Genomic DNA, 12079 nt, shown 5'->3' on the forward strand with positions numbered 1-12079 from the left:
CGCGCACGGGCGCACAATATCGTCTTTCAACGCAGGCTCCGAAAGACGATGAACACGCCCACCTCCGACACCCTCACCCACTGGATCGACGGCCAGCGCAGCGCGCTGTACAGCACCCGCAGCGCCGACGTGTTCGATCCGGCGCTCGGACAGGTGGCCAGGCAGGTGCTGCTCGCGTCCGATGCGGACGTGAGCCGCGCAGTCGCCAGCGCCGCTGCCGCGCAGCCGGCCTGGGGCGCGCTGGCGCCGCAGCGCCGGGCGCGCGTGCTGTTCCGGATGAAGGAACTGGTCGAGCGGCACAGCGCCGACATCGCGCGACTGATCACGCGCGAACACGGCAAGACCTTCCCGGACGCACAGGGCGAAGTGCAGCGCGGGCTGGAAGTGATCGAATTCGCCTGCGGCATTCCGCAGTTGCTCAAAGGTCAGTATTCCGACCACGTCGGCGGCGGCATCGCCAACTGGAGCCAGCGCATGCCGCTCGGAGTGGTCGCCGGCATCACGCCCTTCAACTTTCCCTTCATGGTCCCGATGTGGATGGCGCCGGTCGCGCTGGCCTGCGGCAACAGCTTCATCCTGAAGCCGTCCGAACGCGACCCGTCGCCGTCGCTGCTGACCGCCGAACTGTTCCGCGACGCCGGCCTGCTGGACGGCGTGTTCAACGTGCTGCAGGGCGACCGGATCGCGGTCGATGCGCTGCTCGAACACCCGGACGTACGCGCGGTGAGCTTCGTCGGTTCGACGCCGATCGCCCGCCACATCTACGAAACGGCCGCGCGCCACGGCAAGCGCGCGCAGGCGCTGGGTGGCGCCAAGAACCACATGGTGGTGATGCCGGACGCCGACATCGACCAGGCCGCCGACGCGCTGATCGGCGCCGCCTACGGCTCGGCCGGCGAACGCTGCATGGCGATTTCGGTCGCGGTGGCGGTCGGCGACATCGCCGACGCGCTGGTCGAGGCGGTGCGCACGCGTGCGCAGAAGCTGAACATCGGCGACGGCGAAGCCGACGGCACCGACATGGGTCCGGTGGTGACCGCCGCCCACCGCGAACGCATCGTGTCGCTGATCGATGCCGGCATCGCCGAAGGCGCGCAGCTGGTGCTCGACGGTCGCCGTCACACGGTGGCCGGCCGCGAACAGGGCTTCTTCCTCGGCGCCACGCTGTTCGATCGCGTCACGCCGGCGATGCGCATCTGGAAGGAGGAAATCTTCGGCCCGGTGCTGTGCGTCGTGCGCGCGGCAAACCTCGCTGACGCGATCGAGCTGGTGAACAGCCACGAGTACGGGAACGGCGTGTCGCTCTACACCCGCGACGGTGCCGCTGCGCGCGAATTCGGCCAGCGCATCGAAGCAGGCATGGTGGGCATCAACGTCCCGATCCCGGTACCGATGGCCTGGCATTCCTTCGGCGGCTGGAAGCAGAGCCTGTTCGGTGACCTGCACGCCTATGGCGAAGAGGGCGTGCGCTTCTACACCCGCTACAAGAGCATCATGCAGCGCTGGCCGGACAGCGGTTCGAAGGGGCCGGAGTTCGTGATGCCGGTGAACTGAGCGGTCAGGCGGCGCCGCGCGCCAGCAGCGCGGTCGCCTGGTCCGCCGGCATCGGTTTGCCGAACAGATAGCCCTGACCGATGCGGCAGCCCTGCTCGCGCAGGAAGGCAAGCTGGTCTTCGGTTTCGACGCCCTCGGCCACCGCCTCGATGCGCAAGGAACCGGCCATCGCGAGTATGCAGGCGCAGATGGCGGCGTCATCGGCGTCGTGGCCGATGTCGCGCACGAAGGACGCGTCTATCTTCAGCACGTCGATCGGAAAGCGCCGGAGGTAGGCGAGGCTGGAATAGCCGGTGCCGAAATCGTCGATGGCGACCGCGACGCCCAGCCGCTTGAGGTCACCGAGCAGTTTCACCGTCTGGCCGATGTTGTGCATCAGCATCGATTCGGTCAGTTCCAGTTCGAGATTGCGCGGCGACAGGCCGCTGCGCTCGAGTTCGCGCGACACGGTGCGCACGATGTCGCTACCGACGAACTGCCGCGCCGACACATTGACCGCGACCCGCAGTTCCGGGTCGAAGCGTTCCGCCCACAGCTTGCCCTGCTCGCAGGCTCGGCGCAGCACCCACTGTCCGAGTGGCACGATGAGGCCCGTTTCCTCGGCCAGCGGTATGAAGTCGAGTGGCGACACCAGCCCGCGTTCCGGGTGGCGCCAGCGCACCAGGGCCTCGAAGCCGATGACGCGGCGCCCGTTCAGCAGATCGACCTGCGGCTGGAAGTGAAGCTCGAACTGCTCCTGCGCCAGCGCGGTGTGCAATTCGGCTTCCAGGCGCAGCACACCGGAGGCGGCGTTCTGGTCCGGCTCGTGAAAACGGATCGTGTTCCGCCCCGCCTGCTTGGCGCGGTACATCGCGGCGTCGGCATGGCGCAGCAGCGTCGCCACGTCGCGGCCGTCGCGCGGAAACACCGCCACACCCATGCTGGCGGTGCAGTGGATGTCGTGATTCCGTATCGACACCGGCGGCGCCAGCGCGCCCAGCATCTGTTCGCATACGGCCTGCGCGTCCTGCGCCTGGCGGATCTCCGGCAGCAGCACCACGAACTCGTCGCCGCCCAAGCGCGCTACCGTGTCGCTGGCGCGCACCCGCTGCGACAGGCGACGCGACAGCACGCGCAGCAGTTCGTCGCCGGCGTCGTGCCCCATGCTGTCGTTGACGATCTTGAAACGGTCGAGGTCGATGAACACGACCGCCATCATCGCGTCAGTGTCGATCGCGGCGTCGATCGCCTTCTGCAGCCGCTCGTTCAGCAGGATGCGGTTGGGCAGGCCGGTCAGCACGTCGAAGTGGGCGGCCTGACGCAGCTTGGCTTCGCTGCTGCGCTGCTGCGTCACGTCGCGGGCGATGCCGTCGAGGCGTATGCGCGCACCGTGCTCGTTGAACACCACGCGCGCCCGGTCGAGTATCCAGCGCACTTCGCCATCGGGCCGGACGACGCGGTACTCGGTGGTCAGGCTGCCGCTGGTGGTGGCCTCCTTCAGCGAGCGCAGCATGCGTGCGCGGTCGTCCGGATGCACCATGTCCAGCCAGTTGACCTCACCGTGGAGGAAGGCTTCGGCGCTCACGCCGTAGATGGCTTCGGCCGACGGGTTCAGATAGACCAGCTTCTGCGACGGCAGCTCGATCGACCAGATGATGTCCTCCAGCGTGGCCAGAATGCTGTGCAGCCGCAGTTCGCTCTCGCGCAGCTTCTGCCGTTCGGCACGCAGTGCGCGGGCGGTAGCCGACTTGGTCAGTTCGCGATCAACCACGGCGCCGAGGCGCAGCAGGTTCTGCTTGAGCAGGTAGTCCTGTGCGCCGGCGCGCATGGCATCGACGGCGACCGCCTCGCCAATGCCGCCCGACACCAGGATGAAGGGCAGATCGGGTTGCATGCGCCGAACCACGGTCAGCACGTCCAGACCGTCGCAATCGGGCAGCACGTAGTCGGAAATCACGATGTCCCAGTGCAGCTCGCGCAGCGCCACTTCGAGCGCGGACACGCTGTCTACGCGGCAGTGTTCGACGGCAAAGCCCGCGGCGCGAAGCTTGGCCAGCACCAGCAGTTCGTCGACCGGGTTGTCCTCGACGATGAGCGCGCGCAGCCGTCTCGCGACGACGCCTGCGTCGCGAGACGGTGGATACTCAGCATCACGGCCATGCAAGGGGGGCATCGATGCCAGCCTTGGTTCGACAATGGTCCGTTAACGGCGGACCGTGTCCGTGCTTGAACCCTGACTGAGCGACACACAGGGTAGGAGGGCTACACCGGCCTACTCGATCAGCAGCGTCGGCAACCAGTGCGACCTCGGGTCACCTGCGCTCAGGTCGGCGTCACGCAGCGGCCGCGTACGCCGTTCCTCCGGCACGCTGTCCGGTGTGATGAAGGGGTCCATATCGACATCGTGCACCCGACCTTCGATGCGCTCGCCGACCACCTTCATACGATAGTACACACCGTTGAACGGATCGATGTGCAGCGAAGCCGGCGCGGTGCGCATGAACATCAGCGCGTATTCCAGCGGCACCAGATCGCCCGCGCTGACCACCTGCGGCTCGCGTTCGACCGGAAAGCTGCACAGGCGCTGTGTCGGCCCGGTCAGACAGCGGAAGGGTCGCATCGCGAGGAAGTACTCTTCCAGCCGCGAGTCCAGCGTCACCTTGAAGGAGGAGCGGCCGTCGCCCAACGGTGCAAACACCACCTGACCGATCACTTCGCGCCCTCCGCTGGCATTGGTGAGCACGATGGATCTAACGCCGGACAAGGGATCGGCCTGCGCGGGCAGCGCACTCATCAGCGCGCACAGCACCGTCGCGATCACCGCTTTGCTCGATTTCATCTTCGCCTCTCGTCGTCAGGAGGTTTCAGTTCGGCTCACCCGTGGTGCCTCGCGGCCGGCCGGAAACTGCCACGAAACTGCCACGAGTATGACCGGTTGACAGCCCAAGTCCTTACTTTGGCTCGCCGCCCATGAACAGACGTCACGCCCTCCAGGCGCTCGGCTGCCTGATGCTGCGACCGACCGGCGCGCACGCCGGCAACGGAATCGCGCTGGACGCGCTGCGCTCGGGCGGCGCCCTGCTGCTGCGTCATGCGCTGACCGAGCCCGGCATCGGCGATCCAGCCGGTTTTCGCATCGGCGACTGCAGCACGCAGCGCAACCTGTCCGCAGGCGGCCGCGCGCAGGCGCGCGCGGCAGGCGAGGCGCTACGGGCGCGCGACGTGAAGATCGACGCGGTGTATAGCAGCGCCTGGTGCCGCTGCATCGATACCGCGAAGGAGATGTTTCCGGAACTGCAGGTGGAGGTGTTGCCAGCGCTGAATTCCTTCTTCGCGGGCCAGGGCGACCGCGAGCGCCAGACCGCGGCGCTGCGCCAGTGGATCGCGGCGCTCGACGGCGGACGCCGGGTCGCGCTGGTGACACATCAGGTCAATGTGCTGGCGCTGACCGGCGACAACCTCGCCATGGGCGAGGCCGTCGTCGTGCAGCCGGACAGCCGCGGCGGCGTGCGTACCGCCGGTCGGCTGGCGCTGTGAGGCGCGGGCGGCGACGGATCAGTACTTTCCGGCCTTCACCGCGGCGAAGTGCTCGTCATAGCGGAACACGAAGTCCTTGTCCTTCAGCGGTGCATGGCAGCCGCGACAGGCGTCGTACTTCGCGTCGCCATTCAGCTCGCCGTTGCCCTTGAACGCGGAATAGATCCAGTTGCCGTTGCGCTGCGCCTCCGGCACCGTGCCGCCCCAGCCGGCGTCCTTGCCCATCACGAACACGGCGGCCAGCTTGTCCTTCACCAGCTTGCCGTCGGCGCTCTTGACCGCCTTGCCGTCGGCATCGAGCTTGACCGACCAGTTTTCCATCACGAACACCGATCCGTTCGGAAAGCCCTTTTCAGCGCTGCCCTTCTTTGCATCGGTGTTCATGTAGATGTCGCGTATCTGTTTGACGTCCTCGCGCTGCACTGCGGTCAGGAAGCGCGGCCAGGCCTTGTAGTCGGCAGGCAGCGGCAACTGGCCGTCGTCGAGGCGGGCGACCGGCGTGCTGCCCATCTGGCTGCAGCCGGCGACCAGCGCCCCGAAAACGATTGCGGACAGCAGGTTCTTTTTCATCGGATGACTCCTCGCATGGCACGGGTGGTTGAACGGGTGCCAGCGCTGGCACCCTGCGTGCCCTGTCTACGCGCGGGAGGCGTTTCCGGATGCAGTCGAGGTCTGAGAGATCTGCGCACGACGTTGACGCAGGCCTTCGACCGACAGCAGCAACAGGCCGACGCCGATCAGCACCATGCCGGTCAGTTCGTTCGCCAGCGGCCGTTCGCCCAGCTGCAGTGCCGCCGCCAGCACGCCGATCACCGGCGTCAGCAGCGACACCATGCTGGTGGTGCCGGCCGACAGCCGGCGCAGCGCGTACAGCCACAGCAGCCAGGCCAGTGCGTTCGCCAGCACGATGTTGAAGCCGAGCGCGCCGATCAGCGACGGCGTCCAGTTCGCCTCCCGCCCCGGCCAGAACAGCGCAAAGGCGATCAGCGGCAGCGAACCGAACAGCATCTGCCAGGCCGTCATCGACAGCAGGTCGATGTCCGGCGCACGGATCTGCAGGCGCTTGGCGACGATGACCGCCAGCGCCCACAGCGCGCCGGCACAGGTGGCCAGCGCCATGCTGGTCAGGTCACCACCGAGGTGCGCCGGATCGAGGATGAACAGCAGGCCGGCCAGCGTGGCGACCGCCGACGGCCACTGCCAGCCGTGCAAGCGCTCGCCCAGCAGCGGCCAGGCGAACACCATGACCCAGAAGGGCATGGTGTAGGTGAGCACCGCCGTCTTGCCGGCACCGCCACTGACCAGCGCGAGGATGATCAGCCCGGTGAAGCCGGTGGTCTGCAGCACGCCCATGGTCGCCACCCAGGGCAGGTGCTGCGGCCGGAACGGCCGGCGCAGCACCGCCATCAGTGCGAACAGGCTCAGCGCACCGCCGAAGGTGCGCCAGGCGCCGAACTGGAAGGCGTCCATGTCGATCAGCCCGATCTTCATGACCACCCAGTTGTAGCCCCAGATCACCGCCAGTAGCAGCAGGGCGGCGACCGCGCGCAGCGACGGCGAGCGTGTGTTCATGCTGGTACTCCTCAGTTCCAGGTATGGGTCAGTGCGCGCCAATTGCCATCGGGCTGGCGGCGATAGACCACGGTGATGTGGCCGGAGAAGGTCTGCAGTTCGCCGTCGGCGTTCTTCGCCTGCGCGCTCCAGCGGCCGCGCTGAGTGGCGAGCGCGTCGTCGCCGGCCACCGCATGCAGTTCGATGCGGTGGTTGTGGATGCCACTGGCGATGGCACCGGCAAACAGCGCCTGGATGGCCGCCGGACCGATGGCCGCTTCGCCGCCGGCCGGCAGCACAGCCGCTTCAGCGTCGTACAGCGCGGCGACGGCCGCGGCGTCGCCGCGGTTGAAGGCGGCGTCCCAGCGGGTGTTGATGTCGGCGATGGCGGTCTGGAGTGCGCTCTGGGTCATTTCAATATCCTTTCAGTGTGCAGGGTTGATACGGAGGCTAACTATTGAGGCAAATTTTTTTACGGGTCACGCGAATGCATCGAGCCCGGCATGCACGGCGCCCAGCATCGACTGCAGCAGCACGCGCTGGTTCTCGTCCAGCCCGGCCATCAGCGTGCGCACCCGCCGGTAGTAATCCGGCATCACGGTGTCGAGCACGCCCTGCCCCGCCGGGGTCAGCCGCACTGTGGTGCGCCGGCGGTCGGCGGTGTCGAACACGCGCTGCACCAGACCGTCGCGCTCCAGTCCATCGATCAGACCGGTCATCGTCGCCCGCGTCACGCCGGCCTTTTCCGCCAGCACCGACGGTGAGGATTCCAGCGTTTCCTCGCGGAACAGCAGGATGAGCACCCACCACCGCCCCTGCAGCAGACCATGCCGCGCCAGGAAGGCATCGAGTGCCTGCGACAGCTCGGTCGCCGTACGCAGCAGTGTCAGAAAGCCGGTGACCGCGCTGACATCGGCGTCCGGATAACGCTGCGCAAAGCGACGCAGGATGTCGGGGGTCGGAAGATCGCGTACCTGGAGCATGTACGGAACAATACCATAAGCCTCCTAACCATAGCAACAATCAACAATAATGAGGTGGGTAGCTCAAGGGCAATGACAGGGCGGGGCAAAACAGTTCACTTCGCGGCAGCATTTCCGCGATAATTAACAAGAATCATTCTCGTACGCATTAAAACAAATAGCCATGACTGCCCGAATCCCGCCGCTACGCCTCCCCCTTCATCTTCTCGCGGCCGCGATCGCCGCACTGCTCGCCCCGCTCGCCTCAGCCGAAGACGCGGTCGCAACCCTGCCTGCCGTCCGCGTCAACGCCGCTGGCGACATCGGCTTCACGGCGCGCAAGGCAAGCAGCAGCACCTTGAAGTCCGATCTGCCGCTGAACGAAACCGCACAGTCGGTCACCGTCGTGACGCGCGAACAGATGGATGCGCGTGGCGTGCAGTCGCTGACCGACGCGCTGCAGGGTGTGGCCGGCGTCGTGTCCGGCTACTACGGTCGCCGTGGCTGGGACGACTTCATCATCCGCGGCCAGCGCGCGACCGAATCGGTCTACGTCGATGGCCTCAGGGTGGAGATGGACGCGCGGGTCGCGCAGGAAACCTTCGGCGCCGAGCGCATCGAGGTGCTGAAGGGCCCGGCCTCGGTGAACTTCGGTCTGGTGCAGCCGGGCGGCATGGTCAATATGGTCAGCAAGCGCCCGCGGGCGGATGCGTTCACCGAGGTCGCCCTCACCGGCGGCAGCGACAACTTCCGCCAGTTCACCTTCGACTTCGGACGCCCGCTGTCCGACACCGGCCGCGCCGCACTGCGCATCAACGGCCTGATGCTCAACAGCGACGACCCGACCGACTTCGTCTATTACAAGAATCGCTGGATCGCGCCGTCGATGTCGCTCGACCTCGGCACGCGCACCGACTTCACGATACTGACCAGCTTCCAGACGCGCGAGTACGTCCGGCAGCAGGGGCTGCCGGTGCGCGGCTCGGTGCTGCCGAACCCGAACGGGCGCGTGGACCGCAGCCTGTTCATCGGCGAACCGGGCTTCGGCCCCTACGAAGCCAGCCAGGCGCGCATCGGCTACGCGCTGGAACATCGTTTCGACAGCGGCTGGACGCTGCGCCAGAACTTCCGCTGGCAGGACTACGACATGGACGGGCGCCTGGTTGCCGTCGCCGGCTCGGGTCTGCAGGCGAACAACCGCCTGCTGAACCGTCAGGGCACGCTGCAGGACTTCCGCGGCCACGGTTACGGCCTCGACACTCACCTTACACGGGCGTTCGATGTCGGCGCGACACGCCATACGGTGCTGGCCGGCGTAGACACCAACCACCACGCCAAACGCGAAACGACGACCCGGTGCACCGTCGCCGCGCTGAACGTCTACACGCCGGTCTATGGAGCGACAGTCAATTGCGGCAGCACGCCACTGACCGATCTTGACGAAACGATCCGCTACACCGGCGTCTATCTGCGCGACCAGGTACGTCTGACCGATCGGCTGAATGCGTCGGTCACGCTGCGCCGTGACTGGGCCTCGGTCGATTCGACCAATGTGCTCACCGCTACCTCGATCACCGACGAGAACTACGCCACCACCACCGGCAGCGCAGGCCTGATCTACGAAGTGGTCAACGGCGTGTCCCCGTACGTCAGCTATTCGGAATCCTTCCTGCCGCAGGGCGGGTACTCGGTCAGCGGCCAGGCGGTGAAGCCGGAAAGCGGCAAACAGACCGAGGTCGGCGTCAAGTTCAGTTTCGCGCAGGGGCGCGTCCAGGCGACCGTCGCACACTTCGACCTCGAACGGCAGGACGTGCGCGCGAGTGACGCCTCAAACCCGGGCTTCTACATCCTGATCGGCGAACAGCGCACGCGCGGCTACGAAGTGGAACTGCTGGCCGACCTGCGCAACGGCTGGAACCTGTCGGCCGCCTACGCCAACACCGACGGCGAAGTGGTGCGCGATGCCACTGCGGCCAACGTCGGCAAACCGCTGGACAACGTGCCGCGGCACAGCGCCTCGCTGTGGGCGCAGTACCGCGTGCGCAGTGGCGCATTGACCGGTCTCGGCCTCGGTGGCGGGCTGCGCTACGAGAGCGAGAAACAGGGCTACAGCTTCGCCTACACGATTCCCGACTACACCGTGTTCGACGCCAGCGTGAGCTATATCGGCCAGGGTTACCGCCTGAGCGTGATCGCGAAGAACCTGTTCAACCGCGACTACTTCGCCGGCGGCCTCAACAACAACGTCATTCCGCTCGGCGACCCGCGCCGCGTGCTGGCGTCGGTCACGCTGGACTTCTGAGTGTGGCGTCGCAACGCACGCTCACCCTGCTGTTCGCGGTGCACTCGTGGGCCGGCATCGTCACCGGCGTGCTGCTGTTCGTGATCTGCGTGTCCGGCGCGCTGGCGGTGTTCAAGCATGAGATCGACCTGTGGGGCAATCCGTCGCTGCGCCACCTCGAACATGCGCAGTCGCCGGTCGGGCCCCAGGCCGTCCTGGCGGCCGTGCAGAGCGCCTTGCCCGGCAGCAAGGTGGAGAACATCGTGCTGCCGACCGCCACCAGTCCGGCCTACTTCGCGCAGGTGCGGCACGACGACGGTCTGCGCAGCAAGATCGCCGTCAACGCCGGCAACGCCGCCGTGATCGGCCCGGTGGACAGCGAACTGGGGCAGTTCGTGCGCATGCTGCACGTGTTCCTGTTCTTCGCACCGCGCTGGATCGTCGGCTTTCTCGGCGCCGTCATGCTGGTGCTGGCGCTGACCGGCATCGTCATCCACCGCAAGATCATGCGCGAGCTGTTCACGGTGCGCTGGCGCCGCAGCAGCCGGCTGGCGGCGTCCGACCTGCACAAGGCGTCCGCCATCTGGGGTCTCGCCTTCCATTTGCTGATCGCCTTCACCGGTTGCTGGCTCGGCCTCGCACCGGTGTTCGAACAGAGCTGGCGTTACCTCACTGGCGGCGCCGACCCCGCAGTCGCGCTGCCGAAGGACGCGCGCAAACAGCCGATGCAATCGCTGGACGCGCTGCTGCTTCAGGCGCGTCGCGATCTGCCCGGTCTGGAGCCGGAAACGATTTCGCTGCGCAACGTTCAGCGCGCCGATGCCGTCGTCACCATCTCCGGCGACCTGCCGCAGCATCTGATCAGCAGCGCCCGTGTCAGCTACGCCGGCGCCGACGGCCGCACGCTGGACCTGCGCGACCCGCGCCAGCGCGGATTCTGGAGCCGTTTCGACGGCTGGATGGAGCCGCTGCACTTCGGCGATTTCGGCGGCCTCATGCTCAAGGCGCTGTATTGCGTGCTCGGTCTCAGCGCTGCCGGGCTGGCCATCAGCGGTACGGTGATCTGGGCCGACCGACGCCGCCAGCAGCACCGCTCGGGCGACGCCGCTCACAGTCCGGCCATGACCGGAGGACGCCTTGTTTGACCGCATCATAGCGGCGCTGCTGACCGCCGCACCGACTGCGCTGCTGCTCTGTGCGGCGACCAGCCTGTGGCTCGGCCGCCGTCTCGAACTGCTGCCGGGCAATCAGGGCCTGGGCCCCTGGCTGTTCATCGTGCTCTGGCTGCTGCTGACGACGCTGACTGCACAGGCCAAACAGCCCGTCTCGGTCTGGCGGCGCGGCCTCTACGGCAACGCCGCCGGCAGCGCGACGGTCGCGCTGAGCGGCCTGCTGCTGCATGCGCCGCAGGCCGGCGCCGTGGCCGCCGCCTGTGCCATCGCCACACTGGCTTGTTCCGCTGGCGCAATGCTGCTGCCCCGCGCCAGCGCGGCATCCGCGCGAGCACCCACCAGAGCGCGCCGCACGGGCCTGCTGCGTCGCTGCATGAACGGCCTGCCCTGGTGGGTGCTCGCGACCTGTTTCGTCGAAAGCTTCCGCATCGCCCAGACCAGCGGCGATGGTCGCGGTGCCGGTCACACCGGCATGCTTATCGCCTTCTTCGTGCTGTTGCCAGCGCTGTCAGTCGTTCGCTGGTTCCGTGGTCCGGCACTGTTCGTCTGGTTGATCGGCGGCGCCCTGCTCGGCTGGCTCGGGATCGAGGCAGATCGCCCGATACTGGCCGTGCTGGCACTGATGGCGCTGCTCTGCGCGCTCCCGCTCGGCGGCCGGGCGCTGCCGGCGGCAGGTGCCGTCACGTGATGAACGGCTTGACCGAAATGGGGCTCGCGCTGACCGGCGTGGCGCCCGTCGCTGCGTTGTTCGCTGCCGGCAAGGCCCGCGCCTGCGAAGACGCCGCGCCGCCGCGCTGGCTGATGAGCTGCGGTCGAGGACTGGCGCTGGCTGGCGCGCTGTTGCAGCTGCTGCTGGCCATCGCGATCAGCGGCCCGATGGCCGGCACCGTGCTGGTGCTGACGGCCTGGATGGTCTGCGGCAGCCTGTTCGTCCCCTTGGTGAATGCGTGGCCGGCGCTCACCTTCAGGTTCTCGGCGGCGCTGACCGCCACCGGCGCCTTGCTGGCACTGGCCGGTACACTCGCCTGAGGCTGCGCTGTTCG

Annotated in this window: 12 protein-coding genes; 6 read left to right on the top strand and 6 right to left on the bottom strand. The window is 67.4% G+C overall.

The features are described from left to right. Positions 1–48 precede the first annotated feature (48 nt). Positions 49–1554, top strand: a complete 1506-nt coding sequence (locus ACQ66H_RS16240) for a CoA-acylating methylmalonate-semialdehyde dehydrogenase (RefSeq protein WP_430434875.1) — start codon at positions 49–51, stop codon at positions 1552–1554. Positions 1555–1558: 4 nt separating this feature from the next. Here the strand turns inward: ACQ66H_RS16240 and ACQ66H_RS16245 are convergent, their stop codons facing one another. Beyond that, positions 1559–3706 (bottom strand): putative bifunctional diguanylate cyclase/phosphodiesterase, encoded by a 2148-nt coding sequence (locus ACQ66H_RS16245; protein ID WP_430434876.1) that lies wholly within the window; start codon positions 3704–3706, stop codon positions 1559–1561. Between the two features lie 99 nt (positions 3707–3805). Beyond that, the gene (locus ACQ66H_RS16250; RefSeq protein ID WP_430434877.1) at positions 3806–4372 is read right to left on the bottom strand and encodes a hypothetical protein; all 567 of its coding nucleotides are present in this window, start codon (positions 4370–4372) and stop codon (positions 3806–3808) included. A gap of 131 nt (positions 4373–4503) precedes the next feature. On the opposite strand from ACQ66H_RS16250, the gene ACQ66H_RS16255 reads away from it, so the two are divergent. Beyond that, complete coding sequence (locus ACQ66H_RS16255; RefSeq protein WP_430434878.1) at positions 4504–5070, top strand: histidine phosphatase family protein; 567 nt, start codon at positions 4504–4506, stop codon at positions 5068–5070. A gap of 18 nt (positions 5071–5088) precedes the next feature. Here the strand turns inward: ACQ66H_RS16255 and ACQ66H_RS16260 are convergent, their stop codons facing one another. The 4 genes from ACQ66H_RS16260 to ACQ66H_RS16275 all read right to left on the bottom strand — a co-directional run bounded on the left by ACQ66H_RS16260 (position 5089) and on the right by ACQ66H_RS16275 (position 7604). Then, complete coding sequence (locus ACQ66H_RS16260; RefSeq protein WP_430434879.1) at positions 5089–5640, bottom strand: cytochrome P460 family protein; 552 nt, start codon at positions 5638–5640, stop codon at positions 5089–5091. A gap of 66 nt (positions 5641–5706) precedes the next feature. Next, complete coding sequence (locus ACQ66H_RS16265; RefSeq protein WP_430434880.1) at positions 5707–6642, bottom strand: DMT family transporter; 936 nt, start codon at positions 6640–6642, stop codon at positions 5707–5709. 11 nt (positions 6643–6653) lie between these two features. Beyond that, a complete protein-coding gene (locus ACQ66H_RS16270) occupies positions 6654–7034 on the bottom strand; it encodes a YybH family protein (RefSeq protein WP_296812942.1) in 381 nt (126 codons plus the stop codon). Between the two features lie 66 nt (positions 7035–7100). Further along, positions 7101–7604, bottom strand: a complete 504-nt coding sequence (locus tag ACQ66H_RS16275) for a MarR family winged helix-turn-helix transcriptional regulator (protein WP_296812944.1) — start codon at positions 7602–7604, stop codon at positions 7101–7103. 163 nt (positions 7605–7767) lie between these two features. Between ACQ66H_RS16275 and ACQ66H_RS16280 the strand changes: the two genes are divergently transcribed. From ACQ66H_RS16280 to ACQ66H_RS16295, 4 genes are read left to right on the top strand one after another with little or no spacing between them, the layout of a single operon-like run. Next, positions 7768–9885: a TonB-dependent siderophore receptor gene (locus ACQ66H_RS16280; protein WP_430434881.1), complete on the top strand. Its 2118-nt coding sequence runs from the start codon at positions 7768–7770 to the stop codon at positions 9883–9885. Between the two features lie 2 nt (positions 9886–9887). Further along, a complete protein-coding gene (locus tag ACQ66H_RS16285; RefSeq protein ID WP_430434882.1) occupies positions 9888–11009 on the top strand; it encodes a PepSY-associated TM helix domain-containing protein in 1122 nt (373 codons plus the stop codon). Further along, a complete protein-coding gene (locus ACQ66H_RS16290) occupies positions 11002–11724 on the top strand; it encodes a hypothetical protein (protein WP_430434883.1) in 723 nt (240 codons plus the stop codon). Before ACQ66H_RS16285 ends, ACQ66H_RS16290 begins: the two co-directional genes overlap by 8 nt. Then, complete coding sequence (locus ACQ66H_RS16295) at positions 11724–12065, top strand: hypothetical protein (RefSeq protein ID WP_430434884.1); 342 nt, start codon at positions 11724–11726, stop codon at positions 12063–12065. Before ACQ66H_RS16290 ends, ACQ66H_RS16295 begins: the two co-directional genes overlap by 1 nt. The last annotated feature ends 14 nt before the right edge of the window (positions 12066–12079 follow it).

The organism is Methyloversatilis sp., from assembly GCF_965284615.1.
Lineage (GTDB): Bacteria > Pseudomonadota > Gammaproteobacteria > Burkholderiales > Rhodocyclaceae > Methyloversatilis.

Excerpts from the sequence above, each read along its gene's own strand:
- ACQ66H_RS16240 (WP_430434875.1), top strand. The coding sequence starts at position 49 with ATGAACACGCCCACCTCCGACACCCTCACCCACTGGATCGACGGCCAG.
- ACQ66H_RS16245 (WP_430434876.1), bottom strand. The coding sequence starts at position 3,706 with ATGCCCCCCTTGCATGGCCGTGATGCTGAGTATCCACCGTCTCGCGAC.
- ACQ66H_RS16250 (WP_430434877.1), bottom strand. The coding sequence starts at position 4,372 with ATGAAATCGAGCAAAGCGGTGATCGCGACGGTGCTGTGCGCGCTGATG.
- ACQ66H_RS16255 (WP_430434878.1), top strand. The coding sequence starts at position 4,504 with ATGAACAGACGTCACGCCCTCCAGGCGCTCGGCTGCCTGATGCTGCGA.
- ACQ66H_RS16260 (WP_430434879.1), bottom strand. The coding sequence starts at position 5,640 with ATGAAAAAGAACCTGCTGTCCGCAATCGTTTTCGGGGCGCTGGTCGCC.
- ACQ66H_RS16265 (WP_430434880.1), bottom strand. The coding sequence starts at position 6,642 with ATGAACACACGCTCGCCGTCGCTGCGCGCGGTCGCCGCCCTGCTGCTA.
- ACQ66H_RS16270 (WP_296812942.1), bottom strand. The coding sequence starts at position 7,034 with ATGACCCAGAGCGCACTCCAGACCGCCATCGCCGACATCAACACCCGC.
- ACQ66H_RS16275 (WP_296812944.1), bottom strand. The coding sequence starts at position 7,604 with ATGCTCCAGGTACGCGATCTTCCGACCCCCGACATCCTGCGTCGCTTT.
- ACQ66H_RS16280 (WP_430434881.1), top strand. The coding sequence starts at position 7,768 with ATGACTGCCCGAATCCCGCCGCTACGCCTCCCCCTTCATCTTCTCGCG.
- ACQ66H_RS16295 (WP_430434884.1), top strand. The coding sequence starts at position 11,724 with ATGAACGGCTTGACCGAAATGGGGCTCGCGCTGACCGGCGTGGCGCCC.